This is a genomic window from Gemmatimonadota bacterium (assembly GCA_022560615.1).
Classification (GTDB): Bacteria; Gemmatimonadota; Gemmatimonadetes; order Longimicrobiales; family Gaopeijiaceae; genus UBA1138.
Window position 1 is genome coordinate 137,424 of sequence record JADFSR010000001.1, and the last position, 26,812, is coordinate 164,235.

The 26,812-nt window shown below is 65.4% G+C and carries 25 protein-coding genes; 12 read left to right on the forward strand and 13 right to left on the reverse strand.

Annotation, left to right across the window (positions count from 1 at the left end):
- The first annotated feature begins 21 nt into the window (after nt 1-21).
- Complete coding sequence (selD, locus tag IIB36_00620; protein ID MCH7530246.1) at nt 22-1,020, forward strand: selenide, water dikinase SelD; 999 nt, start codon at nt 22-24, stop codon at nt 1,018-1,020.
- On the opposite strand, the gene IIB36_00625 is transcribed toward selD, so the two are convergent.
- On the reverse strand, nt 1,007-1,783 hold the full coding sequence (locus IIB36_00625) for an FkbM family methyltransferase (GenBank protein ID MCH7530247.1): 777 nt from the start codon (nt 1,781-1,783) through the stop codon (nt 1,007-1,009). The genes selD and IIB36_00625 overlap by 14 nt on opposite strands.
- Before the next feature lie 88 nt (nt 1,784-1,871).
- The gene (lon, locus tag IIB36_00630) at nt 1,872-4,451 is read right to left on the reverse strand and encodes an endopeptidase La (protein MCH7530248.1); all 2,580 of its coding nucleotides are present in this window, start codon (nt 4,449-4,451) and stop codon (nt 1,872-1,874) included.
- 282 nt (nt 4,452-4,733) lie between these two features.
- Here lon and IIB36_00635 point away from each other — a divergent pair, with 282 nt between their 5' ends.
- The 4 genes from IIB36_00635 (at nt 4,734) to IIB36_00650 (ending at nt 8,639) form a co-directional block, all read left to right on the forward strand.
- Nucleotides 4,734-5,357, forward strand: coding sequence for an MBL fold metallo-hydrolase (locus tag IIB36_00635; protein ID MCH7530249.1), 624 nt, complete (start codon nt 4,734-4,736; stop codon nt 5,355-5,357).
- A gap of 32 nt (nt 5,358-5,389) precedes the next feature.
- The gene (gene ggt, locus IIB36_00640) at nt 5,390-6,943 is read left to right on the forward strand and encodes a gamma-glutamyltransferase (GenBank protein MCH7530250.1); all 1,554 of its coding nucleotides are present in this window, start codon (nt 5,390-5,392) and stop codon (nt 6,941-6,943) included.
- Nucleotides 6,921-7,826, forward strand: a complete 906-nt coding sequence (locus IIB36_00645; GenBank protein ID MCH7530251.1) for a hypothetical protein — start codon at nt 6,921-6,923, stop codon at nt 7,824-7,826. The genes ggt and IIB36_00645 overlap by 23 nt, the downstream gene beginning before the upstream one ends.
- 93 nt (nt 7,827-7,919) lie before the next feature.
- On the forward strand, nt 7,920-8,639 hold the full coding sequence (locus tag IIB36_00650) for a hypothetical protein (protein MCH7530252.1): 720 nt from the start codon (nt 7,920-7,922) through the stop codon (nt 8,637-8,639).
- 3 nt (nt 8,640-8,642) lie between these two features.
- On the opposite strand, the gene IIB36_00655 is transcribed toward IIB36_00650, so the two are convergent.
- Nucleotides 8,643-9,806: a DUF1501 domain-containing protein gene (locus tag IIB36_00655; protein MCH7530253.1), complete on the reverse strand. Its 1,164-nt coding sequence runs from the start codon at nt 9,804-9,806 to the stop codon at nt 8,643-8,645.
- A 2-nt stretch (nt 9,807-9,808) separates the two neighbouring features.
- Nucleotides 9,809-11,158 carry a DUF1800 domain-containing protein gene (locus IIB36_00660; protein ID MCH7530254.1) on the reverse strand — a complete coding sequence of 450 codons (1,350 nt, stop codon included), beginning with the start codon at nt 11,156-11,158 and terminating at the stop codon, nt 9,809-9,811.
- Nucleotides 11,159-11,259: 101 nt separating this feature from the next.
- Between IIB36_00660 and IIB36_00665 the strand changes: the two genes are divergently transcribed.
- The 4 genes from IIB36_00665 (at nt 11,260) to IIB36_00680 (ending at nt 15,001) form a co-directional block, all read left to right on the forward strand.
- Nucleotides 11,260-11,799: a nuclear transport factor 2 family protein gene (locus IIB36_00665; protein ID MCH7530255.1), complete on the forward strand. Its 540-nt coding sequence runs from the start codon at nt 11,260-11,262 to the stop codon at nt 11,797-11,799.
- 166 nt (nt 11,800-11,965) lie between these two features.
- Complete coding sequence (locus tag IIB36_00670; GenBank protein MCH7530256.1) at nt 11,966-13,561, forward strand: ATP-binding protein; 1,596 nt, start codon at nt 11,966-11,968, stop codon at nt 13,559-13,561.
- 352 nt (nt 13,562-13,913) lie between these two features.
- Complete coding sequence (locus tag IIB36_00675) at nt 13,914-14,390, forward strand: DUF2203 domain-containing protein (GenBank protein ID MCH7530257.1); 477 nt, start codon at nt 13,914-13,916, stop codon at nt 14,388-14,390.
- Between the two features lie 14 nt (nt 14,391-14,404).
- A complete protein-coding gene (locus IIB36_00680) occupies nt 14,405-15,001 on the forward strand; it encodes a metallophosphoesterase family protein (protein MCH7530258.1) in 597 nt (198 codons plus the stop codon).
- A 12-nt stretch (nt 15,002-15,013) separates the two neighbouring features.
- On the opposite strand, the gene IIB36_00685 is transcribed toward IIB36_00680, so the two are convergent.
- From IIB36_00685 to IIB36_00725, 9 genes are all read right to left on the reverse strand, one after another.
- Nucleotides 15,014-16,171, reverse strand: coding sequence for an alginate export family protein (locus IIB36_00685; protein ID MCH7530259.1), 1,158 nt, complete (start codon nt 16,169-16,171; stop codon nt 15,014-15,016).
- A gap of 34 nt (nt 16,172-16,205) precedes the next feature.
- The gene (hemH, locus tag IIB36_00690) at nt 16,206-17,324 is read right to left on the reverse strand and encodes a ferrochelatase (protein MCH7530260.1); all 1,119 of its coding nucleotides are present in this window, start codon (nt 17,322-17,324) and stop codon (nt 16,206-16,208) included.
- Nucleotides 17,321-18,760, reverse strand: a complete 1,440-nt coding sequence (gene hemG / locus IIB36_00695) for a protoporphyrinogen oxidase (GenBank protein MCH7530261.1) — start codon at nt 18,758-18,760, stop codon at nt 17,321-17,323. Before hemG ends, hemH begins: the two co-directional genes overlap by 4 nt.
- A 1-nt stretch (nt 18,761) precedes the next feature.
- On the reverse strand, nt 18,762-20,162 hold the full coding sequence (gene hemN, locus IIB36_00700) for an oxygen-independent coproporphyrinogen III oxidase (protein ID MCH7530262.1): 1,401 nt from the start codon (nt 20,160-20,162) through the stop codon (nt 18,762-18,764).
- Nucleotides 20,163-20,177: 15 nt separating this feature from the next.
- Nucleotides 20,178-20,726, reverse strand: coding sequence for a CBS domain-containing protein (locus IIB36_00705; GenBank protein ID MCH7530263.1), 549 nt, complete (start codon nt 20,724-20,726; stop codon nt 20,178-20,180).
- A gap of 17 nt (nt 20,727-20,743) precedes the next feature.
- Nucleotides 20,744-21,661, reverse strand: a complete 918-nt coding sequence (locus IIB36_00710) for a universal stress protein (protein MCH7530264.1) — start codon at nt 21,659-21,661, stop codon at nt 20,744-20,746.
- A 487-nt stretch (nt 21,662-22,148) separates the two neighbouring features.
- Nucleotides 22,149-22,751: a hypothetical protein gene (locus IIB36_00715; protein ID MCH7530265.1), complete on the reverse strand. Its 603-nt coding sequence runs from the start codon at nt 22,749-22,751 to the stop codon at nt 22,149-22,151.
- A 37-nt stretch (nt 22,752-22,788) separates the two neighbouring features.
- Nucleotides 22,789-23,871 carry a nitrite reductase, copper-containing gene (gene nirK, locus IIB36_00720; protein ID MCH7530266.1) on the reverse strand — a complete coding sequence of 361 codons (1,083 nt, stop codon included), beginning with the start codon at nt 23,869-23,871 and terminating at the stop codon, nt 22,789-22,791.
- A complete protein-coding gene (locus tag IIB36_00725) occupies nt 23,868-24,368 on the reverse strand; it encodes an Rrf2 family transcriptional regulator (protein MCH7530267.1) in 501 nt (166 codons plus the stop codon). Before IIB36_00725 ends, nirK begins: the two co-directional genes overlap by 4 nt.
- 147 nt (nt 24,369-24,515) lie before the next feature.
- On the opposite strand from IIB36_00725, the gene IIB36_00730 reads away from it, so the two are divergent.
- The 3 genes from IIB36_00730 (at nt 24,516) to IIB36_00740 (ending at nt 26,804) form a co-directional block, all read left to right on the forward strand.
- Nucleotides 24,516-25,103, forward strand: coding sequence for a TetR/AcrR family transcriptional regulator (locus tag IIB36_00730; GenBank protein MCH7530268.1), 588 nt, complete (start codon nt 24,516-24,518; stop codon nt 25,101-25,103).
- Between the two features lie 17 nt (nt 25,104-25,120).
- Complete coding sequence (ric, locus tag IIB36_00735) at nt 25,121-25,792, forward strand: iron-sulfur cluster repair di-iron protein (GenBank protein MCH7530269.1); 672 nt, start codon at nt 25,121-25,123, stop codon at nt 25,790-25,792.
- A gap of 199 nt (nt 25,793-25,991) precedes the next feature.
- The gene (locus IIB36_00740) at nt 25,992-26,804 is read left to right on the forward strand and encodes a hypothetical protein (protein ID MCH7530270.1); all 813 of its coding nucleotides are present in this window, start codon (nt 25,992-25,994) and stop codon (nt 26,802-26,804) included.
- Nucleotides 26,805-26,812: the final 8 nt, after the last annotated feature.

The following is a 26,812-nucleotide window of genomic DNA, read 5'->3' on the forward strand; positions in this document are numbered from 1 at the left end:
GGTTGAGCTTGTAAGCTCGGGATGTCCGAACTGACGCAGGTTCTGCGTCACGTCCTGCCGGTGGAAGATCCGAACGTGCTCGTCGGGCATACGACGGGCGACGATGCTGCCGTGTACCGTCTAGCCGACGACCGTGCCCTGGTCGTGACGGCCGACTTTTTCACGCCCATCGTCGACGACCCATATGACTTCGGACGCATCGCCGCGGCCAACGCCTTGTCGGACATTTACGCCATGGGCGCGACGCCGCTCTTCGCGCTGAACCTGGTCGGCTTTCCAAGGGAGCTCCTCGGGGACGGCATTCTCGACGAGATCCTCCGCGGGGGAAGTGACCTGACCCGATCAGTCGGGATTCCCACTCTGGGCGGCCACTCGATCGACGACGCCGAGCCGAAGTACGGCCTAGTGGCGGTCGGTGAAGTGCATCCGGACCACATGGTCACGAATGCCGGGGCCAAGCCGGGTGACGTCCTTGTTCTCACCAAGCCTCTGGGCTCCGGGGTGATCGCTACGGCGATCAAACAGGGCGCGGCGCCGGACGATGTGATCACAAGAGCCGTCGAGGTCATGGTGACCCTCAACGCGGGCGCCGCGGAGGCCATGCGAAACGCCGATGTCATCGCCGGAACCGACGTGACCGGATTCGGTCTTCTCGGTCATCTGCACAACATGCTGCGAGCGTCGGGAGTCGCGGCCACCCTGCGCTCGGCCGACGTCCCCATCATTTCGGGGGCGCGGGAGTTGGTCGAAGCCGGACACGTGCCCGGAGGCACCACGCGCAACCTGGAAGACCTGGCGGATAGCGTATCGTTCGCCGACTCCGTCGACGACTTCACCCGCACGCTCCTCGGCGACGCGCAGACCTCCGGCGGGTTGCTGATGTGCGTGTCCCCCGATGCCGTCGAGCCGCTGCTGCTCGACCTGGTGGATGGGCGGAGCCCTGTGGCAGCCGTGATCGGCGAGGTCGTGGAGGGTGTGGAGGGTGTGGAGGGCGGCGCGGGGCGGATCAGGGTCGAGTAGGCCCCCTCGGCCGCCGTTCCATCACCAGATTCAACTTCGTCTTGAGCAGCGCTCCGTAACCGTTCCGCTCGAGCAGTTCGCGCAGATCCCGGTGCCGCGCCGTCTCCTTGAACTCGGTGATGATGAGCGTCGGCCAGAGCCCATCAGGCGCTTCACCGAAGAATGCCTCCATCACCGGAAGCTCCATGCCTTCGATGTCGATCTTGAGGGCGTCGACACAGGTGAGGCCCTCGGCCTGGAGCACCGCCGCGAGAGGTCGCACAGCGACGGTCTCCGTTCGAACGATGGCCGAGTCAGGCACGTCTGGCCGTTCGAGGCTGCTCTCGCCCAGGTTTCCGGCGCGCACGAACAGCGTGCCCTCACTCTCCGACACGCCGACAGCCGCACGAACGACGCGCACATTCTCGCACGCGTTCCAGGACAGGTTTGCTTCGAGCCCGGCAACGAGCTGGGGGTCCGGCTCGATCGCGACGACCGTGACATCGCTACCCAGGACGCTGTGCATCCACAACGAGTATCCCCCGACATTGGCGCCGACGTCGACGAACACGAAGCCGGCCTTCGCGCGAAGCGCCAACAGCTCCCGCTCCTGCCAGTCCCACTGCTGCGGCATGAACAGGATCCGAGCCTCCGCGAGGTTGCCCGACGGGAATAGCCGCAGCCTCAGACCCCACACCTCCGTGTCCAGCGGAGTGTCCAGGGCAGCACGGGCCACCCGGCGTAGCAGCAGGGAAGCCCGCTCGCCAGCCCATCTGGGCGGCATCGACCGACACAGGCGGATGAACCAACCGCGCAGGGGACCTGGCTCGTACCGTCCCCACGGATGCGTCAGTTGCTCGAGCCGATCCACGTCAGCTAGCGAGGCTGTCCTTCTTGGCCCTCTTTCTAGAGGCGGCCTTCTTCGCCGAGCCCGCCTTCTTCTTCGGGCCCGCCTTCTTCTTCCGAGTCGCCTTTTTCGTCCCGGATGGCGTCGGCGCAATCGTCTTCGCGGTGCTCTTGCCGCCGACGAGGGCGGTGGAGATCACGTCATCGAGCGTCTCAGCCAGATGGAACGTCGTCCTCTCGCGCACCTCGTCGGGGATGTCCTCGAGGTCCGCCTCGTTGTCGATCGGGAGGATGACTTCGGTGACGCCCGCACGCACGGCACCGAGCACCTTCTCCTTCAGGCCGCCGATCGGGAGCACCCGTCCGGTGAGCGTTAGCTCTCCCGTCATCGACACGCCGCGTCGGACCTTTCGGCCCGACACGGCCGAAACGAGCGCCGTCGCCATCGTTATACCCGCCGACGGACCGTCCTTGGGGATCGCTCCGGCCGGAACGTGGATGTGCACGTCACGGCCCCGCAGCGAGTCCTCCGCGATCCCGAGCTGCTTCCAGTGCGCTTTCGCGAAGGAGAGTGCCGCGCGACCCGACTCCTTCATCACATCGCCGAGCTGGCCGGTGAGGATGAGACCACCGTTGCCCTCACCGGGCATGACACTCGCCTCGACGAACATGATGTCACCACCCATGGGTGTGTAGAACATGCCCGTCGCGACACCCACGGTGTCCTCGTCGGCGATGCGCTCCGGGTGGACCCGGGGCCGGCCGAGTAGCTCCCGAACATCATCCTTGGTCGCTCCGATCTTCTCGAGCTTACCGCCAGCGATCCGGCGCGCGATCTTGCGTGCGAATCTGCCGAGCTCCCGCTCGAGCTGCCGCACACCGGACTCGCGCGTGTAGCTCTGCACCACGCTGAGAACCGCGTCGTCCTCCATCTGCAGCTCGTCCTCGGTGAGGCTGTTCTCCTTTCGCTGACGCGGCAGCAGATAGCGTTTCGCGATCTGGAGCTTCTCGAGCTCGGTGTAGCCGGCGAAGTCGACACGTTCCATGCGATCAAGCAGCGGACCAGGAATCCGGTCCAGGTAGTTCGCCGTCGCGATGAAGAGCACCTCGGAGAGGTCGAACGGGATGCCGAGGTAGTGATCGACGAACGACGAGTTCTGAGCCGGATCGAGCACCTCCAGGAGGGCGGAGCTCGGGTCGCCCTGGAACGACACCCCGAGCTTGTCGACCTCGTCGAGCAAGAAGACCGGGTTCTTGGTCTTGGCCTGTCTCATGCCCTGGATGATGCGGCCCGGCATGGCACCGACGTACGTGCGCCGGTGCCCGCGCACGTCCGCCTCGTCGCGCGCGCCACCCAGCGAGATCCGCACGTACTTCCGGCCGAGCGCACGTGCGATCGACCGCGCGATCGATGTCTTGCCCACGCCGGGCGGTCCGACGAAGAGTAGAATGGGCCCACGACCCGTCAGCGTGTCGTCGACGTCGTCCGACTCGACATCGTCCTTTCCGTTCGCGCTCGACGAGCCACTCGCCTCGGCGTCCGCGTCAGCCTCCTCGGAACCAACTCCGTTGGACCGGTCCATCTTGAGCTTGCGTACGGCGAGGAACTCGAGGATGCGGTCCTTCACGTCGTCGAGACCGTGGTGATCCTCCTCGAGAATCTTCGTCGCCCGAGCGAGGTTGATCTTCTCTTCGGTCCGCTCGCTCCACGGCAGTTCGGTCACCCACTCCAGGAAGGTGCGGATCACCTGATACTCCGCGGACTGCGGGCTCGTACGCTCCAGACGCCTCAGCTCGCGATCGACTTCGGAGCGCTGCTCCTCACTCAACTCGAGCTCCTCGATGCGTTCACGCATCTCTTCGACGTCGTCACGTTCCTCCCCATCGCCGAGCTCTTTTTGGATCGCCTTGAGCTGCTCTCTCAAGAGCATTTCGCGCTGACGTTCGCCCAGCTCCGACTGCACCTTCGCCTGGATGTCCTCCTGAGCGTCTATGCGCGCGAGTTCGCGCTCCACGGCAAGAAGACAAGCACGCATGCGAGCCTCGTCGTCGAGCGTCTCCAGAAGCTCCTGTTTGCTCGGCGTCTCCAGCTCCAGGTAGAACGCGACGAGGTCGGCGAACGGCCCGGGCTCATCCACGCCCTGGATGAGTTGGTTCAGCGCCTCCGCGGGCACCCCGCGTCGAGTACCGAGTTCGGCTGCGCGATCCCTCAATTCGCGGTCGAGTGCCTGGAAGGCGGGATCGTCGGGGTTCTGCGGCTCTTGGTGCACCATCTCGAGAAGCACCGCCTGCAACATCGCCTGCCCCTCATCGTGGTACGTCAGCGCCTGTGCACGGGCCTCCCCCTGTACCAGAAGCTGGACGCCCCCACGCACCCGGTGCGTCTGAATGATGCGTACTACGGTTCCGATGTTGTACAGGAACTCAGGACGGGGATCGTCTACGTTTTCTCTCTGGGCAACGGCGAACATGCGACGATCACCGTCCAGGGCTGCCTGGACGGCCTCGACGGTTCCGGGTCTCCCGGCTGAGATGGGTACAGCGACCCCCGGATATACGACTGTGTCCCGGAGTGGTAGGACCGGAAGCGTAAATCGCTCGCCCATGGAGTGCCCTTTCTCTTCCTCTTCGCCCTCGTCCAGCGACGAAGGCAACCCTTTATTGATCAGCATCGACACTTCGACGCCCGACCTGGAGTCGATGCGCGGAAGCGGCGCAAGCGTAGGTGCAGGATCCTTGCCACCAGCAACGCACCAATCCGTGCCCCGATCGCATGAAAAGCTGCCAGACTGGCCGCCACCGTCTTCTGTGGCACGCCACTTTTTCACGCCGGCGGGGGCAGTTAGGTTGGCACCTCGTTCCTCCTTGCGCCACCGCCCGGGATCCATATGAGCGACAAGCTCAACGGCGTTACCTGGTTCCGTGGCTCTTCCGTGCGAATACGACGGACGGGCCTGGAGATCCACGTGGATCCGATCCACGTGTCCGACGATTCCACGGCGGACATCGTCCTGCTTACGCATCCCCACTACGACAACTTCTCGGAGGACGACATCGCGAGGGTGCGCACTCCTGAGACGTTGATCATCGCCCCCGTGACGATGAAGAAGCAGCTCGGTGACGCCGACCATTTCATGCGACCGGGCGACATGCTTCAGCTCGAAGGCTTCGACGTGCTCGCGGTGCCGGCCCACAACGTGGAGAAGAAGTTCCACACTCCCGCCGACGGCTGGCTCGGCTACGTTTTCAGCGTCGGAGACACCACGTTCTACCACGCCGGGGACACCGACTTCCTTCCCTCGATGTTCGGGATCCGATGCGACGTCGCTTTCCTACCGTGCGGCGGCCACTACACGATGGGCGTAGACGACGCCGCTCGAGCAGCGGAGGCGTGCGGAGCCGAAACGATCATCCCGATTCATTGGGGCGAGCCGCACGGAGAGCGACGGGACGTCGAACGCCTCAACGATCTCTTCTCCGGCGAGGTCATAATCCTGGACAGAGTGGGCTGACGAGTCCGGCGACGAGCTCGGGACGCTCGACCGTGTACTCGCCGCGCGGGACCGCAGCCACCAGCCACCCGCTGGCGACAGGAGCCGCGCTCAATATCCTCGAGGCAGGCGGCAACGCGATCGACGCGGCGGTGGCCGCGGCTGCGGTGCTGAACGTGGTCGAGCCGCACATGACTGGGATGGGCGGCGACATGTTCGCGATCCTCTGGCATGCCGACGAACGCCGCCTCGTCGGGCTCGACGCAACCGGCAAGTCGGGCTCGAAGATCGACGTCCAGCAACTGATCGCTGAGGGCGCGGAGGGTGTACCCGGCAACGGCGCGCGCTCGGTGACGGTGCCCGGCGCGCTCTCCGGTTGGAACGCGCTCCTCGAGAGCTACGGCACCACGACGGTCGCGGAAGCGCTTCAGCCCGCGATACGCCTTGCGGACGAAGGCTTCCCTGTCAGCCCGATCATCGCGCACGACTGGGCGGGCTCGGTTGACGGGCTACGCGGAGACACCGGTGCCGCATCCGCTTTTCTGATCGACGATGAAGCGCCCGAGGCCGGACAGTGGTTCAAGAACCCCGACCTCGCACGCACGTTCACGCGCGTCGCAGAGAACGGCATCGAGACCTTCTACGGTGGTGAGCTCGGACAACAGATTGTCGCCGGCCTGGACGAGCTCGGCGGGTTCCTCACCGTCGAGGACCTGCGCCGCCACGACTACCGCTGGGTCGAGCCGATGAGCATCGACTACAAGGGGTATACGCTGTACGAGCTGCCGCCCGCCGGTCAGGGCATCGCCGCGCTCCAGATGTTGAAGATGCTGGAGGGGTACGACCTGCAGGCGATGGGCCACAACTCCGCCAACTACCTGCACACAGTGATCGAGGCGAAGAAGCTCGCTCACGCCGATCTCGCCCGCTACATCGCCGACCCCGACCACATGGAAGTGCAGCCCGAGTCGCTGCTCGACGTCGGTTACCTTGCGGGTCGAGCACGTCTTATCGACTCCACGGCCGCGGCAGACCGTCCGGACGCTGGTCGTCTCGTTACGGATTCCGAGACGATCTACCTGACCGTGGCGGACCAGTACGGCAACGTGATCTCGTTCATCAACTCGCTGTACGGACACTTCGGCTCGCTAGTCGTCGTGCCGGGTACTGGACTCGTCCTACAGAACCGCGGATCGGGCTTCACGATGGAGGACGGTCATCCCAACCAGATCGCGCCGAACAAGCGACCCTTCCACACGATCATCCCGGCGTTCGCGACCAAGGACGGCGCACCCTGGCTCTCCTTCGGTGTCATGGGTGGTTCCATGCAGCCCCAGGGCCACGTTCAGGTCATGCTCAACATGGTCGAGTTCGGCATGGACCCCCAGGAAGCGATCGATGCCGCGCGTTTCCGTCACCTCAGCGGCACCACGGTCGCGATCGAGAACCTCGACCCCGAGGTCGCGGCAGCCCTCCAAGCGCTCGGCCACGAACTATGCGATCCTGACGGTGTCGCGTTCGGCGGTGGCCAAGCGATCCTCAAGCTCGCCGAGGGATGGGCGGCCGGTTCGGACCCGAGAAAAGATGGGATGGCCGCGGGGCACTAGCGCTGACGGCCGTCCCGGAAGGATCGGCCGCGTTCTGCGTTCTGCGCGCCTTTGGGCGCCAATCTGGTGGGCGCCGATCTGGCTCGCGCTTGCGTGCAATGGAGAGGCAGTCGCGCCTCCCCGGATCTTCGTGCCGGGAGAGGACACACTCGGACCCCGGGCTCCCTGCATCGGTCCGTACTGCCGCGAATCGCTGCTCGGCATATACGACATGCACGAGTTCTATCGGAAGATCATCGTCACCAACCAGGTCGCGATCGTAGGCTCACATCAGGTGCAGGACCGAGCGCTCGAACTCGCGGTCGAGGTGGTGGAAGAGATGATCGCCGCCCGGATCGACATCTGGCCGCTCTTGGTCGAGGCCGAGGCCTTTGTGGCGGTGATGGCCGGAAACGAAGTGACGACGGACATCCCCGAGCACCGCTTCCTGCAGGACGATCCCGACATCGATTGGAATACGCGCGCGCGGGGCCTCGCAGCGACTCCGGAGAATCCGATCACCACGATCGGAGAGGAGAACCTGCTCTGTGGTGAAAGTGACCGGTACGCGGGTGAGAGCATTCTCGTGCACGAGTTCGCGCACAGCCTGCACGCGCTCGCGATCAATATCATCGACCCGGGTTTCGACGCCGAGCTCGATTCGCTTTTTCTTCTCGCTCGAGCGGAAGGTCTTTGGGTCGACACCTTCGCGCATATCAGTCGGCAGGAGTACTGGGCCGAAGGCGTGCAGTCGTGGTTCAACGCGAACCAGGGCCCCCAGGACGGGATCCACAACCACGTCGACACCCGGGACGAGCTGCTCGAGTACGATCCCAGGCTGCACGAGGTGATCTCACGCTACTTCGCGGCGACGGACTGGTCACCTTCATGCCCTTCGAGCTGAGGTTACCGCATCGCTCACGAGAATCCGCCCGACCAGCCGGTCGAGCCCCGACCCGCCGCCACAATCGTTCTCCTGCGCGACGCAGACGCCGGCGTGGAGGTCCTTCTCCTGCGCAGAAATCGGAGCGCCGGTTTCGTCCCGGGAGCCTATGTATTCCCCGGCGGGGGAGTCGACGGAACTGACGCCGCGGACGAAACCTTGGCGTTCCTGGACGGACTGACCCCGGACGGGGCCGCGCACCGCCTAGGGCTATTCGACGGGGACCCACCCGCAATCGCCTACTACCTGGCGGCACTCCGCGAGGCGTTCGAGGAGACCGGCATCCTGGTGGGACGAGACGTGCGCGGCATGGAGCCCGCGACCGCGGCAGAAGACGAACAAGTCGATGCCACGAGGGACGACCTCATGGAGGATCGGATCTCGTTCCCACAGGCGCTCGAACGGCTCGAATGCCGTATCGACGGCGCCTCGGTCGAGTACCTCGCACATTGGATCACGCCGGAGCCGGAACCGCGCCGGTACGACACGCGCTTCTTCGCCGCCAAAGTTCGTGAGGGCGCCACCCCGATCGTGGATCCTCGGGAAATGACCGACGCCGTTTGGATCACACCGGACGCAGCCCTCGCTCGCAGCGACGAGGGGACGCTGCCGATGATCTTCCCAACCATCAAGACGCTCGAACAGCTGCGCGACTACGGGACCACCGAAGAAGCGCTCGCGTCGCTCGCCGGTCGGTCCGTGCGCACGGTCCTGCCGACGCTGGTGATCACCGAGACCGGGATCAGATTGGAGCTCGAGGAGGGCGAGGTGTGAGCCCTAACCCATCAGCTCGTACAGTCCGCGCGTGCTCTCGGAGCCCGGGAACACCCGATCCGCTTGGGACGCGGTGAGATCGAAAACCCCCGCGATCACACCCTTGAGCACCGAGCGGGTGTCGAGGGTCGGGCGCAGGTCACGGCTCTCGAAGAGCGAACGCTCCGCGAGGCCCGGCCAGTCGGAGATCACTGCGCTCCTGGCGACGTTCGGCCCGATCACGAAGCCCGCGCCTGCGGTCCCATGGTCGGTACCCCGCGTCCCGTTCGGTCGGGCGGTGCGCCCGAACTCCGTCATGATGACCACCGTGGTGTTGGCCCACTCGTCGCCCATCTCTTCGCGGAAGGTCAGGACTCCACGCGCCAATTCGCCGAGCAATCGGTCGAGCCGACCCCCGATCAGACCCTGATTGGCGTGCGTGTCCCAGCCGCTGAACTCGAGCGCCGCGACGTTCGGGCCTCCGGGTTCGCGCAAGAACTTCGCGGCGGCGCTCATGATCGGCGCCATTTGTCCGCGTGGGCCGCGGCCAGGCGTCCCCCCCATGTCGGGTGCCAAGTCCTTCATCTGTAGCGCGGCCTCGAATCGCTCGTGCAGGTCGGGATCCGATCGGTACAACAGACTCAGCCTCTCGACGTAGGCATCGTCCACGGCGCCCAACTCTGCGGGTGACCATGAGGTCACCTGGTGCTCCCCCGAGAGCGAGCGCGGCATGCCGGCCGCTACCGCTATGCCCGAACGCTCTCCGTCCATGATCTGTAGTAGTCGGTTCAGCCAGCCGTCCGATGCACCGTCAGGACGGTCGAGCCCCGTCTCCAGAATCGCCTGGCCATCGAAGTGGGACCGAGTACGATAGGGGATCGCCATCGCGTGCAACGCCACGAGCTCCTGGTCGTCCCACAGCGCCCGCAACGGCGCGAGGCCGGGGGCGAGCCCGAACTCGTCGCCGATCTTGACGAGGTCGGAGGGGCCGAACGCCATATGGCCTCGGACGTTTGCGTAGTCGGGGTCCCCGATCGGGACCAGCGCGGCGAGACCATCGAAGCCGCCCCGCAGCAGGACGAACACCATCTTGCCCCGCCCAGGCACCTGAGCGAAGCGGACCATGGGAAGCGTGAAGGTCGCGATGCCCCCGTAGCACATCCCCCGAATGAACGTCTTGCGATCCATGATCACCTCCATTGGAAAGCTGGGCCGCCTACGGCGAGCGCGAGGCGCTCAGGCACCGGAATGTCACGATCCGCCAGCAACGTCCTGAGCGGGTCGCCCGGAGGCACGTCGACCACCTCGAGCAGTCGGCTCGGGTCGAGCCCGCGTCTGCCCCAACGGCGCGCCAGACTGCGCGCGAGTTCGGCCCTGTTCATGAGGGAGTCGGGATCCGCCCACTCACGCTCCATATCGCCGTATCCCTTCGGAGCGGCTGGAGCCCAGGGCGCGTGTCTGAGCTGGCGTAGCAGCTGCCCCATCGGCTCAGGGGCTTCCTGCGCGCGGAACGCCCGGAAGACCGCCACGAGCCAGTCCTGGGGCGTCCTGAACTTCTTCGACTTCGGGCTCCACGCCTCCTCGAGGTCTATGAGCGCGAGGGATACCGCTCCCAGGTCGCCGCCGGTGTCGCGGAAGACCCCCGCGATCTCGTCCACGGCACGGGGCGGCGGCGCGTCCGCCACGAAGTGCTGGACGAGCTTTCCCGCCACGAAGCTCGCCGTGGACGGGTGGGCACACAGATCACGGATCGCCTGCTCGCCTTCACGGATTCCGCCCGGCTGATAGCGCTTGCCCAGTACCGTCTTCGCCCCTGGCTCGTGTACGAACGGCCGAAAGATGAAGCCGAGCGGCTCGTCGCTTCGGGACCCCGGTCCGGCGCCGGTCGTGGTCCAGCCAGTCAGGATACGCGCGAGCTGTTCCACGTCCTGCTGACTGTATCCACCTCCGACCCCCACGGTGTGCAGCTCCAGCAGTTCGCGGGCGTAGTTCTCGTTGAGCCCACGGGCCCGTCTACCGCGCGCGCTTCGTCGGCCCGCACCGGACTCCGGTCCGATCGATTGTACGTTGTCGAGATAGAAGAGCATCGCCGGGTGCTGCGCCGACGCCATCACCATGTCGGCGAAGTTGCCGAGCACGTGCGGCCGGATGGCAGTTCGCTCGTAGTGCCCCGCGAGCGCGGCGACCTGCCGCGAGGCCATCACCGAAACACACAGGTGGTTCGACCAGAACGCAACCAGGCGCTCGACATACGGCGTGTCCGAGGTGACGCGGGCGGACAGCATCGTGCTCATCTCACCTCTCTGGATCTCACGGACCCGCCGCTGCATTGCCATGAGCTGTTCGCGGTCCTGCGCGCGCTGCGCCTCCCGCAGCTTCCGGATCACCGAGGCGATCTCGGCCAGTTCCGCACCCGCGAGCGTGGGTTGGGGCCGCTCCAGCTGGGCGCGAAGCCACTGTCTACCGTCCCCGACGCTCTCAGGCTCCCCGATCCGGGCGCCGAGCCCGAAGCGCGTAAGTGCTCTGATGGTCGTATCCACCGCGTGCCTCTCTTGGCCTGTGTACGGCAATAGAGCCTACTGGGGGTGGCAGCGTTAGATTTTCCGAGGGCCGTCCTGGGACCATCGCCACGCGGAACGTCATGATCAGAGCCACATTCTTAGCGCTCGCGGTGCTACTCGGGACGCTGTCCTGTGGCGCGCCGAGTGCCGACCCGTCCGGATCGTCAGAAGCCGAGCTCACGATTCAGTTGCTGACCACCGCGATCGCGACCGCAGACACCGCGGTGATTCTCGAGCTCTTCTGGCCCGAGGCCACCTATGACGACTTCGCCGGCCAGCAGACGTACCAGGGCATTCAAGAGATCGTCGCGTACCTGACCGCCGTGCACGAGTGGGGCGACGACGTCTACATGAACCTCGGTCGCGTTCACACGAGCTCGACCGGGGCCATCGGCGAATGGATCTTCTCCGCAATCCAGAGCCGCCCCATCGGAGATCGTTTCCCGGTCGCCTCGGGCAATGAGGTGGTGCTCAACGGCGTGACCATTATCGAGATGGAGGGAGGCCGAATCATCCGGGCCGCGGACTACGTGGACGGCGTCCCGCTGATCCTCCAGTTGGGTGGTCGCATCGAGCTCCCGGGAGGTGGAGTCTGGGAGCAGGAAGAAGATGGCCGCTGAAGCGCTGGCTCATCCTCGGGGCCGGGTGGAGGTCGCGGCCCAGGCTTCTGCGGAAGATCGCGGCTGAGCCTCACGTGAGGTTATACCTCTTGAAGAGTCGCGGAGCCGCACGTCTCGTGATCGGCATGCCCGTGCGCGTCCCCCAGCTGCCCCGTATTGTCGCCACATGGGTGAAACCCGCGTAAACCTGGCGCACCTCCTCGGGGACCTCCGCGACGCGTACCCCGGTTCCCTGGAGGAGACGATCGTCACCGAGATGGTGGCGAACGCGCTCGACTCGGGCGCGCGCCAAATCGCCCTCTCGACCGACCCCGTGGCTGGCACAGTCACGGTGACGGACGACGGCAAGGGCATGAGCCGCTCGGCCATGTCGCGCTATCACGATTTGGCGTCTACGAGCAAGCGGCGTGGGCGGAGCATCGGATTCGCCGGGGTCGGCATCAAGCTGGGGCTCTTGATCTCGGACGACGTCGTCACGGAGAGCCGCAACAAGCGGACCCATCTCGCCACCTCGTGGCGGCTGACGTCGAAGAACCGGGCGCCATGGCGTTGGATTGACCCACAAGGGATCCTCCACGGCGGGGGCGACGACGGCCAGGGTCCGACCCCGGGCACCGCGTTGCGACTCTACTTGACGAACCCGCTGTCGCCGCTTCTCGACCTCGGCTTCATCGAGGGTGTGCTGCTGGACCATTTTCGACCGCTCCTGGATCCGCACTTCGACCAGATCCTCGCGTCCGTCTACCCACACGGGATCCGCTTTCTCGTGAACGGCAGGGAGATGCCGCGCACGGCGCCGGAGCCCGGCAGAACGACCATCCGCATCCGCCTCGGGAGGCAGCGGAAACCGTCCGGCATAGGCTACGTCCTGAAGGATCCCGACGTCGCGGACCACGAGAGGGGCATCGCGATCAGCACCTTGGGCAAGGTCATCAAGCGAGGCTGGGACTGGCTGGGGCTCGCTCCGGGCGAGGCCGCGTCCGTTACGGGCCTGATTGAGGTGCCCGCGCTCGCGGAAGTCCTGACGCTGAACAAGGCCGACTTCATTCGTACCGGCCAGCAGGGCGCGATATTCCTGGCGTATCGTAAGGCGATTCAGGAGCCGGTGGCGCAGCTGCTGGTCGAATGGGGGAATGCCCCCCGCCCGTCGGCCTCGCGCCGGCCCCGGACACGGTCGCTGGAGCGGGACCTGGGGTCCGTCCTTGCAGATCTCTCGGGAGACTTTCCGCTGATCGCCACGCTCGTCGAGCGCCGCCCGGGCGGTCAACGTCGTCTCGCACTGGGTGAACCGGGATCGCCCGGCAAGGGTGTCAGTCCCGCACTCAAGGCAGACCGCGGCGCAGCCACGCCGTCGGCCGAGGGCACATCGCCGACCCCCGACGAGGCACTCGGCCACGAGGCCGGCGCGCCGGAACGAGGGCACGAGACCACTGAGGCTGACCGTACGGGGGACGCCTCGCTGCCTGGAAGCAAGACGCGGAAAAAGCCGGCAACATACAGCCTTTCGCTCCGGTTCGAGAGCCGCCCCGACGATCCGGCACTGGGCCGACTCGTGGAGTCGACCGTGTGGGTCAACGAAGCCCACCCCGCGTACGAGCGTGCTCTCGCCTCGCGGTCGGAAGGGTACCACGTCGCATTGACAGTGGCGCTCACGCTGGCGCCTCTCACGGTCGAGCCCGCTCGAGTCCAGGAATTCGTGTCGACGTTCCTGGCTCGTTGGGGTGAGGCCGGTACGGATGATGGCCGAAAGAAGGGGTCGTGAGCCAGTCCGACCTTGACCTAACCGGGTTCGTGAATTCGAACGAGACGGAGTTCCACTTCGTCGCCCACACGATGCAGCCCGATCAGGACAACTTCCCGCCACACACCGCGTGGATCCATCTGCACTTCTCCAACGTCAGGGTTCTCGAGAAGCCCGATTGCGTACAGATGGGCTGGCCACACCCGTGGCCCGCTCCCGGACGACGAACGTATTCATCACGACGCGCCTGGTCTGGTAGTTCAACTTCAACCTCACTGCCGTGCAAGAGTGGACGCTGCTTCCACTTCTTGAAGCTCGTTGCATACTCCGTATGGGGTCATCCCGAATCACCGCAACGCCGTCGCATCCTGTCATGACCGAGCCGTTCCACAGCCACGCCTTCACGATTGCCGAAGCCAACCGACTCCTCCCTGAGATGGAAGATGTCATGGCGGAGGTCGAGCGCCTCCGACGGGAGCTCGAGGAACACGAACAGCAGCTCCAGATCCTCGACGCGCTCTGGGGACCGAAGGTCCTGGAGGAAGGGAACCCAGACCATGCAGAGCTCCTGCGGCACCGGGCGGCCATCGACGCGATCACGAAGCGCATCGAGGAGGTGGTCAACGACGAGATCCTAGCCCGAGGCATTCGCTTCCCGTCCGGGGGCCTCGAGCACGGTCTGTTGGACTTCCCGACGACCCTGGACGGCCGCTGGGTCTACCTCTGCTGGATGAGGGCAGAGCCGACCGTAGCCCACTGGCACGAGATCACCGCGGGATTCGCCGGTCGTCGGCCCGTGACGCCCGAAGACAGCCGGCGCATGGGCCTCGAGCCGCTCGACCCCCATTGACAGGCAAGGTCCGCATGCGGCTCCTCCTCTTCAGCGACATTCACCGCGATGCCGACGCAGCCCGTAGCGTCGTCGAGTGCTCTGCAGATGCCGATGTCCTCGTCTGCGCGGGGGACCTGGCGGTGATGCGGGAGGGTCTCCAGAAGCCGGTGGACATCCTGGCTGCAGCGGCACCGCCCACGGTGCTGGTAGCGGGAAACGGGGAGTCCGACGAGGAACTCGCCGCCGCCTGCGCCGGATGGGCGAACGCGCACGTTCTTCACGGCTCCGGGTGCGAGATCGACGGCGTGTCGTTCTGGGGCCTGGGCGGCGGCGTCCCCGTGACCCCCTTCGGCTCGTGGAGCTTCGACCTCGGTGAGGACGACGCCAGGATGCTGCTCAGCGGGTGCCCTGAGGGCGCGATCCTGGTCACGCACTCGCCACCCTTGGGTCACGTCGACGAGACAGGCGGGCGCCACCTCGGCAGCCGTGCAGTCCTGGAAACGATCGAGCGCGCACGGCCACGCCTGGTCGTGTGCGGCCACATCCACTCGTGCTGGACCAAGGAGTCCTGGGTCGGCGACACACGTATCGTGAACGCCGGCCCTGCCGGCGTCTGGGTGGAGCTGTAGACCGCCGAGTTGTCAGAAAACGACACTCGTCATCAGATAGGTGAAGGTGTGCCGCCCGGCGTTTCGGCCGATCTCGCCCAGGCCGAGGCGTTCCCACACGTGCGAGAATCCGGCGGTCAACCGCAGCGAGGAGTTGACTCCATAGCCAAGCGTGACATCGACCTCCTCGGCAAACCTCGCCGTCCCGAGCCCCTTCGCCTCCGCCAATCGGAAGGCGTGGAGATCTACCCCGATGCTCGTCCCGGCCGGACCAGCGAGCTTCCACTTCAGCGCCAGGTCCCGCAGGCCCCTGCCCCCTGTGTCCCGAGGGATGTTCAGGAACAGGTCGGCGAAGCCGTAGAACTTGTGGTTCGTGGCGAAGAGAGTCTCGAAGGTCCGCACGGTGCCATCATCAGGGGCGGCGTCGCCGGACAGGTGGTCGTACCAGAGTGACACATCGCCGAGCGGCTTCGGCAGCCCACGTCCCAGGCGCACCCCGAGCATCCAACCGCGCACGCGCGCGCCGGATCGCCGACCGAGCTGTGCCGCGCCTTCGAAGCGATACGCCAACAGCCCGAGCAGCCCGTGGGCACGCAGGCCGGAAGTCCACTGCCGCAGATCAGCCGCAGGCGACCGCTCCAAGAAAGCGAACACATCCAAGTTGTGGCTTCTCCTGGATGCCACCGCGTAGATCCCGAGCAGAGCCGAGTCCTCCCCCGCGTCGACGGCTTCTTCGGTCAGTTGGGCTCGGAATACATCGACGGTGAGATCAGGGATCTGAAGCGTAGTGCGGACCGCATCGAAAGAGCGGCCCTGCTGGGTCCAATCCACCGCACCCATCAGCCGCTCACCACCGAAGGAGATCTCCTGCCGTCCGATGCGCGCCGACCATTGCTCGCTCAGGGTCACGTCGAAGAACCCCTGATGGAGGTCGAGGTTGTCGGCGCTGTAGTCGGTCAGAGTGCTCCGCTCCTCCCCCCACGTCCGCACGTCCTGCAGCTCGGCGACGATCCTTACAGTGGACTCGGGTTCCGCTACGACCCTGATCCGCAGGCGCATCGTCGTCAGTTCGTTCGAAGGCCGCGCCGGTGCAGTGTGCAGCTCGAGACGCGGCCGGAGCTGACCGCGACCTCTTGACCCGACATCCCGGATGGGAGGCCGAGCAGGAGGCCCAGCAGCGAAGCTCGCCACAACGACGCCGGCATACGCCTCTTCAGGATCCCCATCAGTCGCTCCCTTCTAGAGGACGGCGCACGTACCCGGCGACCGGGTTGAGCACACGGCGACACTCGGGGTTCTCACAGCCCGGACATCGGAAGCCGTACTGCTTCGTGCAGGCCTCGCCGCGCTGGAGGTGCTCGTGAACGATCTCGGCGAGTGCGTCGAGGAAGACTGCATCGTCGTTCAGCGCGGGCGCGCGCTTGAAGTTCGTAATGCCGACCTTCCGGCCGAGGTCACGGTATTCGATGTCGATCTCCGACAGGGTCTCGATGTGGTCCGTGGTGAACGCGACGCCGACCGCAAGCACATTCTTCCGTCCCTTCTGGCCCAACATGCGGATGACTTTTGCGGTGCTCGCGCCCAACCAGGCTACGGGACCGACCTCGGATTGGTACGAGAGCAGGTATTCGTGCGAGAAGCCCAGGCGCGTCATGACCTCGTGGACGGTGGCGCCGATCTCCTGCGGGTACGGATCTCCCCGATTGATCACCTTCATGGGGAGCGAGTGCGCGCTGAACACGATCACGACGTCGTCCCGCTCGTGCGGGTCGAAGGCCGCTAGGCCCGCACGCACGGTTTGGGTCATCGCTTCGACGAAAGTGGGGTGCGTCGGCCAGCGATCGATGACGCTCCACCCGAACTCGTCTTCGAGCCCCAACCGCTCGGCCGCACGCCAGAGCTCATTGAGGCTCGAACCTGTGGTCGCACACGAGAACTGGGGATACTGCGTGAACGCCACTGCACGGCGCACCCCGTCCGCCTTCATCCGCAGCAGCGCAGTCTCGCTGAGCGGCTCGATGTAGCGAAAGGCGACGTAGAAGCGGTGAGGGGCGGTCTCGGGCGACATGCGATCGAGGCGCGCGACCATCGCACGGCCCTGAAGCTCCGTCCACTCGAGAATCGGAGAGCCGCCACCGATCTCCTCGTAGAGCTTCTGGACGGACGGTGTCCGTCGCTTGGCGATGAAGGGACCCAGGAAGTTCTGGACGGGCAGCTGGATGATTTCCCGGTCCTCGAAGAGCTTCATCAAGAACGGCCCGACATCGTCGAGAGTCTTAGGCCCTCCGAGGTTCATCATCACGATGCCGGTGGGCCCTCCGCGGTTGGTCTGGGGCGTGGTCATCCTACGAGATCGGGTTCGCGGCTTGGTATATCTGCGCCCTCGACCGGGGCCGAGACGAGGTGGTCGACGACGGCTTCTGCATCGACGCCCGCACGCTCGATGCAGGAGTTCATGCTCACACCCATGTACGAGCTTCCCGCCACCGTCAAGCCGGGATGCGTGTCGAGCGCGTTGCGTATCCTCCTTACCCGCTTCTCATGGCCGAGCGTGTATTGACTGATGCCCAGAGGATGTCTGATCACGCGCGTCAGCAGGGGGCTGGCCCTCACCCCCAGGGTCGTGTCCAACTCACGGCGCACCACGGCCTCGAGCTCCTCGTCCGTGAGCTCGATCGCCCCGGGATCGAGCGCCCCGCCGACCATGACACGCAGCAGCACCTTCCCCTCGGGCGCTCGACCGGGGAAGATTGTCGAGTCGCGCAAACACCCGAGCATCCGGATTCCCTCGCAGCGCGGCACGAGAAAGCCGAATCCGTCGGGCGCCCCGGCCAAGTCCGACTCTCGATACGCCAGCGCCACGACCACGACGGCCGCGGTCGGCATGCGACCCAGTACTTCAGCCAGCTCGGGGTCGAGGTGCGCCGTCATCGCGGCAGCAGCGGGTGCGGGAACAGCCAGCACGACGTGGTCGGCCACGACGCGCTCATGTTCGGATAGGGTGAGCGTCCATCGGCCGGTATCCGCGCGTCGCACTCTTCGTACCCGCGTGCTCAGCCGTAGCCGGGCACCGAAGTGCTCGTGCAGGGCGCGCGGCAGGGTCTCCATGCCGCCGCGGAACGATGTCAGCGTCCCTCCCGGCCCGGCAGGGCCTCCACCACTCCGGCTCCGCTTCCTCGCGATCATGGCCCTGACCAAGCTTCCGTGCTCCACCTCCATGGCCCGCATCTTCGGGAACGCGCTCGGAAGACTGAGCTTCTTCGCATCACCGGCGAAGGTCCCCGACACCATCGCGTCGAGGAGCACATGCGCCGCCTCGGTGCCGATGCGGCGCACACCGAACGCGTGGACCGACTCGTCTTCCGTGATCGGTCCTCGCGGTTGGAACGGTTCGAGCAGGACGCGAAGGCGTCCGCGTAGGCTCAAAACCGGACTCCTCACGAAGGCCAACGCACCGCCCGGAAGCTCGTGCAGAGAGCCGGCACGCCACAGGTACCGCGTGGCCGCCTTCGAGTCCGCTCTTTGGACTTCGTCCCGCAGTCCCAGGTCGTGTGCCAACTCGAGCGTGGCATCGACGTTGTCGAGGAACCCGTTGGGACCCCACTCCACGGTGAATCCCTCGACCGACTCCGACCGGATGTTGCCGCCCGCGCGGGACGCCGCTTCCAGCACGGTCACCGACCCCCCGATCCGCCTTCGGGCGAGGGCCCTCTCGACCCGGAACGCGGTAGCGAGGCCTGCGATCCCGGCTCCGACGACGACGACGTGGGGCTCGCTCACGTCAGACCGTCCTCGAGAAGACGGGCGCTTCGGCCTTCGGGCGTTTGAGGTACCGGTCGAACTCCATGCACGCGTTCCTCACGAAAAGGCGTCCGGGTGAGGTCACGCGCACGTCCGTGTCGGTCACCGAGACGAATCCGGCGTCCTCGAGCGGGCGCAGGGCGTCCAGTTCCGAGGCGAAGTAGTCCGCGAAGTCGATGGAGAAGACGCGTTCGACCTCAAGCCGGTCCACGCGGAAGTTGCACATCAGCTCGCGAATCACGTGCTGGCGGATCCGGTCGTCCTCGTCCAGCGCGTATCCTCGCGCGACGGGAAGGCGGCCGGCGTCCAGGTCGGCGTAGTACGTGGAGAGCTTTTTACGGTTCTGAAAGAAGCCGTGCCCCACCTCACCGATGCCGGAGATGCCGGTCGCGATCATGTCCGGAGCGGGCATGACCGAGTAGCCCATGAAGTTCCTGTGGAGCCGCCCGGCTTCCGCTGCGCGGGCGAGCTCGTCGTCCGGGAGCGCGAAGTGGTCCATCCCGATGGGGACGTACCCGGCGTCCAGGAATCTCCTCATGCCCTCGAGGTAGAGCTGCACCTTGACGTCGGCGGGCGGCAGCAGCTTCGGGTCGATCTTCTTCTGGTGTCCCTTGATCCAGGGCACGTACGCGAACGAGTAGAGTGCGATGCGGTCCGGACGGAGCGAGATCACGCGTTCGATGCTCTCGCCGAAGGAAGCGAGTTCCTGTCTCGGTAGACCGTAGATCAGGTCGACGTTGATGCCCTCGGAGAAGCCGTGCCCTCGCGCGTCCTCAATGAGCTGCTCGGTCTGCTCGAACGTCTGATTGCGCGTGATCGCGGCCTGGACCTCGGGTGTGAGGTCCTGGACCCCCAGGCTCAAGCGGTTGAACCCCAGCTCCGACAGCGTCGCGAGTTGCTCTTCGTCGGTGACACGTGGGTCGACCTCGATGGCGATCTCCGCACCCTGCGAGAAGTCGAAGTTCTCACGGATCTTCCCGAACAACGTCGAGAGGTCTTCGGCGTCATAGTACGTGGGGGTACCTCCCCCCCAGTGCATCTGCACGATCTCGCGGCGATTTGGGAGACGCTCGGCAACCAGGTCGATCTCCCGCAGCAAGTACTCGAGGTACTTCTTCGCCACCGGCATGTGCGGCGTGATGACGACATGGCATCCGCAGAAGAGGCACCGGTGCTCGCAGAACGGGAGGTGCGAATAGAAGCTCAGCGGCTCTTCTGCCCGCTCGACGTCGGCGCGGGCGAGCGCAGCCCCGTACTCCTCACACCCAACGCCTTCGTGGAACTCGACTGCGGTGGGATAGGAGGTGTAGCGCGGTCCCGGGCGATCGAAGCGGGCGAGATCCTCGAGGACCTGCCCCCAGTCATGGGTCGATGCGGTCACGATTCCACGCGGGGGCTACACCTCCACCCCGTGTTCTGCGACCGCTCGGAGCACATCTACCGACGTTACGATTCCCAGGAGCTGTCCTTTCTCGACGACCACGGCCCGGTGGATTCGTCCACGCACCAGGAGCTCACACAGTTCGGATAGCGGCATCTCCGGTTCCACGGAGAACGGCACGGGGGTCATGATGTCGCGGACCAGAACCGTGTCGAAGTCACTCTCGGGGAGTTGATCGAGGAAGCGCCGGCCGTCGAACAGCCAATCCTCCCGGAGAAAGAACCCGTGCGGATGGGCTTCGACCTCGTCCGCGTCCGGATCGTGAATGCGCTCGACCTCGGTGCGCAGGACAGACGCGGTGAGCTGGACGCACGAGTCCTCCGCGGCCAGGCGCACCAGGTCGGTCGACGAGACCACGCCCGCCAGGTGCCCGCTCCCGTCGAGCACCGGGACTCCGCTGATCTCCTCGTCCGAGAGGAGACGCGCCAGGTCCCGAGCTGTTGTGTACGTCGTCACGGTTACGACGTCCGTCTGCATGATATCGCACACCGCGAGCACGATCACCTTCCTTTCTTCATCCCTCAGGCGGGAATCTTGGTGGGTCGATAGAGCAGCAGTGGGAGATGCGTGCCGCGAAGGACCTTGTCCGCTGCGCTCCCGAGAAGGAGTCGGCGGACGCCGGTACGTCCGTGCGTCGCCATGGCGATGGAGTCGCAGCCCACGGCTTCCGCCTCGGTGAGAATGCCGTGCCCGGCCTGGACATCGACGGCAACGGACGTCGTGACGCGGAGGCCGCGTCGACGCATACGCTCGGCGTGTCCCTCCAGGTATTCTGCCGAGTCCGCCTTCGCCTCGCCCAAAACGTCCTGGTTCGTTCGCACGGTGTGGGGCCGGTACGGCGAAGCGATGTCGTGGGGGTAGGAGACCACCCGGGTCAGATGGTACGCCGAGCCGAAGAGCTCTCCTAACTCCATCGCGTGAGCAAGCGCGGACTCGGACAGCTCAGAGCCGTCGAGCGGAACCAGCAGAGTCTCGAAGCCGTCTGCCGGCGTTGCCGGGGGATGCTCGCCCTCCTTTGGCCGTATGAGGAGGACAGGCCTGTCCGCGTGATGCAAGAACCCGTCGGCGACCGACCCGAGCCACGCCCGCGAAAGCGCGCCGCGGCCATGCGTCGCCATGACGACGACATCGGCTTCACGGGCTTGGGTTTCGGTGAGGAGCGTCTCTACGACGTGGCCCGTGGGGAGCGCCGTGGTCACCGCTCCACCGGCGTGCGCGGAGATGCGCTCGCTGACGGCAGATAGATACTCCCCACTCCACTCCTTCGCCGTCGGCTCCCACTCCGCGTACACGTCCGCGTACACGAACGTCCGAAGCGGTTCGATGACGGTCACCAGGTGGAGCCTCGCTCCCGTCCTCCTCGACAGGGCCAGAGCGAGAGGGAGAGCGGCCTCGGCGAACGTCGATCCGTCGAGAGGCACCACGATCTGTCTGTACATTGTTCCTCCCAGTCGCCTCCATTCTTGCCCATCGGGACCAAGCCCGATGTCGGGGAGTCCGCCTCAGCGCAAGTGGGGGATACGCCGACGAACCTGTGGGAGATTCCTTTACATCCAAGAGATCCAGGAGCCCTTAGCAGCCAGCTCCATGGTGAATATGGACGGCTCGATTCGACTCGATGTCTGTCATGGCCAGACCTTTTCGGTCTCTTGTCTGTCTCCAGCCGTCTTGTGGTAGACGATGCAGCCGACTACGACGAGGACGGCCACCGCGCCGATGAGGACTCCGGTGGCCAGCATCATATTCGTAAACATTTCGGCTGTGCTTTGAGCGTCGGTCACTGCGGGGCGGGACCGGAGTCAATATCGGAGCAACCTTCACAGCGCCACGCGCGCGCGCTGTAGGGATCAATCCGCGGGCACCCGTGGGAGAATCCCCGACAACGACAAGAGCGCCGCCCGGTCAGGACGGCGCTCTCTCCCCGCACTACAGGCCGCCCTGAACTCCAGCCTTCCCACTCCCCGACACGTTGAAATACAGCCACATGCCGATGGTCGTGTGCCCTGCGATGTAACAGACCAGCGAGTACTCGCCTGCGGTGTCTGCCACGAACTGGATCGTGTCCGTCTCACCGGGCATGGTCGCGTCGATCATCGACTGCGCGTCTTCCGTGATGGCACCTGCGAAGACAGGCTCGGGCGCTGGGGGCGTCGCGAAGTTGGCGAGCTCAGGCGAAATGCCGAGGCTGTGCGCCATTATGGGGTCCTCGTTCACGAGGGCGATCGTGACCGTGTATCCTTCGGGAACCGTGATCGCCAGCTCGCCATTGATGTAGCCGTTGAAGTTCCAGTAGTTGTTGTCGGGAACCGCGCCGGCGGTGACGGTCAAGTGCACGGTCCTGGCGGTGTGGTCGACGCCGTACCAGTCGGGCATCGTCATCGGGCCGGTGGGCGCGGCGTGCGCCGCGGGGCGAGCGACAACCGGCTGAGACACCGCGCCGGCGTCCGCAGCGCCGGCGTCGCCGGCGTCTCCGCCGCCACACGCGGCGAAAGTGATCGCGACCGCCGGAATGAGCAGATAGTTCTTCATGTTCCTGTTGATTCTCTTGAGGTTGGCTTCCTGGAGCTCAGTGGCTCTGGGCCGGGGAGTCGGCGCCATCGGTGAAGATCGGGGTCGTGCTTCCCGTCACTTCGATCATCCCGAGCGCACCCTTGTCGAACGCACGGAAGATCGAGTGATCGACCATGATGTAGGTGCCTGGAACGTCGGCGCGGAACTCGGCGATCGCTGCGCCACCGGCCGGGATGAGGGTGGTCTGAACATTATTGCTCACCGTGGTCCCGCCCCCGGCATAGACGTTGTCGAAGATCTCCCCGATGACGTGGAACGACGACACGAGGTTCGGCCCGCCGTTTCCGACGAACAGGCGGATCCGCTCGCCTTGTCGGGCCTGAAGAGCCTTGTCACCGACCATCGATCCCAGTGACCCGTTGAACAGCACGTAGTCGGGGATCTCGGTGAGGGCCTCGGCGTAGTCGAAGGCGTGGTGGCCTGCCTCACCCGTCTTGCCTTCGGTGTAGAACTCGCCCTGCATCACGTAGAACTCACGGTCGACCTCGGGCAGTCCCTCTTTGGGCTCGACCAGGATGAGGCCGTACATGCCGTTCCCGATGTGCATGCCGACCGGTGCGACCGCGCAGTGATAGACGTACAGACCCGGGTTGATGGCGCGGAACGTGAAGGACGTCTCCTGACCGGGAACCGTGAAGGTCGCCTTGGCTCCTCCGCCCGGCCCCGTCACGGCATGCAGGTCGATGTTGTGCGCCGCGACGCTCGTGGGGTGGTTGCTCAGGTGGAACTCGACCTCGTCGCCCTCGCGGACTCGGATGAATTTGCCCGGGACAGAGCCGCCAAACGTCCAGAACGTGTACTCCACGCCGGGCGCGATCTCTTTCTTCACCTCCACGGTTTCCAGCTTGACCACGACCCTGGTGGCGTAGTCCCGAGTGATGGGAGGCGGTACGAGCGGGGCGTCGGTGAGAAAAGCGGTCTCCGAGCCTCGGAGAGACGGGAGGTTCGGCGCGTCCAGGGAAAATGCGGTGCCCGCCGGCTCCTCACCCCGCGCAAAGCTCAGAAGCAGTACGGACAGAGTAGTCAGTCCGACGAGAAGCGTCCAGAACGACCCGGAGCGCTTGGTTTTTTTCGTCATGGTGATATCACCTCGAGAGGCTGTTCGGCCTCGGGTTTTTCGTTGGGGGCGGCCTCGAATTCGCCGCCCAGGAGGTCGGCCACGGAAGTCTCTTCCATGGGCCGGAGGACCTGCTCGACGAGCGTGATCCACCGGACGTGCACTTCGCATGGATCGCTCGGATCGCAGGGGTGATCGCCGAGCAGGCACGTCGGCGATGATTGCACCGACTCGCCTACGGCTTCGAGCACCCTGGAGGCGGGAAGGGACGCTGGGTGAACGAGTAGCTCGAAACCGCCCTTGGGTCCGCGCGCACTCCTAAGTAGCCCTCGCTGAACGAGACGCCGCAACGTCTTGCTCAGGTAGTTCTTTGGTGCGCCGAGTGCTCGAGCGATCTCGCTCGCCGCCACCAGCCCTTTGGCTCTGTGTCGGGCCAGGTAAAGGACCGCCCTCAGCGCGTGCTCAGCGGTCTGAGACAGCAGCGGAAGCCGTGGCGGATCGGATTGTGCATTTCGCATGTACATATCCTAAATCCTGGAAGGGGTTCGGTCCGTCGGGCCATTTCCGGTGCGATCCGTGGGGAATTCCCCCTCAAGACGGGCGGGTCCCACAGGGGATCTTGTTATAAGTAAATAGTTACTTACATTGCATCGATGCGGACACAAGTGAGAAAGCCGTCAGCCCAACGGCGAGTAGAGATCGCCGAGGCGATCCTCCGAATCATCGGGGAACGGGGACTCCCATCGGTCACGATGAACGTGATCGCATCGGAGGTCGGTCTGACGTCCGGCGGACTCTTTCGACACTTCTCGTCACGGGAAGAAATGCTGGAGGCCGCGGTGCGTCTGGGGTTGGCCAGGATCGAGGCGACCTACCCCGACGACTCCACGCCACCGGTGGAACGACTGCTGCAACTGGCCAAGCGGAGAATCCGACTCCTCGGGTCCGACCCGGGTCTGGCCTGGCTGTTGCGCTCGGAGGAGGCGCTGCTGACGCTGCCGCCTGCGGCGGTGTCCGCGATTCGCGCGGTGGTAGCCCGATCTAAAGGCTACATCCTGGAGGCGCTGCGTGAGGCCGCGGCCGAGGGGAGCATCCGCAACGACATCGAACCACAAATCCTGTTGGTCCCGTTCGTCGGGACGGTGCATGTGCTCATTGGGGCCCGTGGCGCGCAGCGGTTCGCGACGGAAGACATGGAGGCCGCATCGGATCGTGTACTACGAGCGCTCATGACGCTGTTCAAGAGACACTAAAAATTATGGAGCCACATATGCTGATCACAAACGAGACCAAGGTCGGGCAAATCGCCGCCGAACATCCCATGGCCACGCGAGTCTTTGCGCGCCACGGCATCGACTTCTGCTGCGGCGGAGGCAGGCCGCTTCAGGACGTCTGCGAACGCAAGGGCCTCGATGTCGAGTCGATCCTGTATGAGATCCGGGCCGAGCTGACCGAAGACCCTAGCTGCTCAGTGCGTTGGGACCGCGCGGAGCTGGGCGACCTCATCGACCATATCATCACCGCGTATCACCGTCCCCTGAGCGAGGAACTCCCCCGGCTCGAGCTCATGGCACGGAAGGTGAATCGCGCTCACGGCGACAAGATGCCCGACGTGCTGCCCGAGCTCCTCTCGACGTTCGTCGAACTGAAGGCGGAGCTGGACGCCCACATGATGAAGGAGGAACAGATCCTCTTCCCGCTCATCCGGAGCGGGCAGGGAGCGCGTAGTTCGGCTCCGATGTCGGTGATGGAGCATGAGCACGAGTCGGCGGGTCGGGCACTCGAACGGCTGCGACACTTGACCAACGACTACACTGCTCCCGAAGGCGCCTGCAACACGTGGCGCGCGCTCTGGGTGGGCCTCGAGCAGTTCGAGACCGACATGCACGAGCACATCCACCTCGAGAACAACATCCTCTTTCCGAGAGCACGGATGGACTGATGGTCCGGTAGCCGCACAGGCCTGTCGACCAGGGCACGCTCGATGTGGTCAACTCGTCGGCGAGGGCCGTGTGGGGAAATCCCCTACAGCCCGACGCGTAGACTTCCCGACTCCCGGACCTCACGGTCCCAGAGCATTTTCGCGTCTCTTACTGTTTCTTCTTCCCGAAGGACCGTAATTCGCGATAAGGAGTCGGGCAATGAACAAGGGACGCATCGCGGGGGTTTTGGTCCTGGCAGTCGCTCTCGGCGCGGGAGAATCGCTCCAGGCGCAGCAGAACCCCGCCGCTCGTCTGCAGCCGAAGGGTCTCGGAGTCAGTCCTACATTCGAGGGCTGGTACGAGAACCCGGATGGTACGTACACGCTGTCGTGGGGCTTCATGAACCGGAATACGGAGCAGATCCTCACCATCCCCGCCGGTTCCAACAACTCCGTCTCACCAGGCACCTTCGACCAGGGACAGCCCACGCACTTCATCCCGCGCCGCACTTACGGCCTGTTCACGGTCACCGTGCCCGCCGACTTCGGCACGGAGGAGCGTGTCACGTGGACCCTCGAAGCCAACGGCGAACGGTACGGGATCCCCGGCGGGCTCATCTCGAGCTACGAGACCGATAACCTCTACGCCCGTGGAACGGACCGGTATCCTCCGGTCGTCGTTCTCGAGGAGGGAGGGAAGGAGTCGAGGGGACCCAACGGAGTGTGGATCGGGCCGCTCGCCGCCAGAGTCGGTCAGCCGTTGTCGCTCACCGTCACGGCATGGGATGAGGATGAGAGGGAGGTCAACCTGCGCTGGTTCAAGTACGACGGTCCGGGCGAGGTGACATTCGAGGAACAGGAGATGGCCATCGCAGAGGGGAGCGTCGAGGCAACGACCACCGCCTCGTTCAGCGAGCCGGGGAACTACGTCGTGTTCGTGCGGGCCGGTCATACCGATACGAGGGTGGCTTCCGCAGGCATGGAGCAGTGCTGTTGGACCAACGGCTACGTTCGCGTCACCGTCGCGCGTTAACTCGGTAC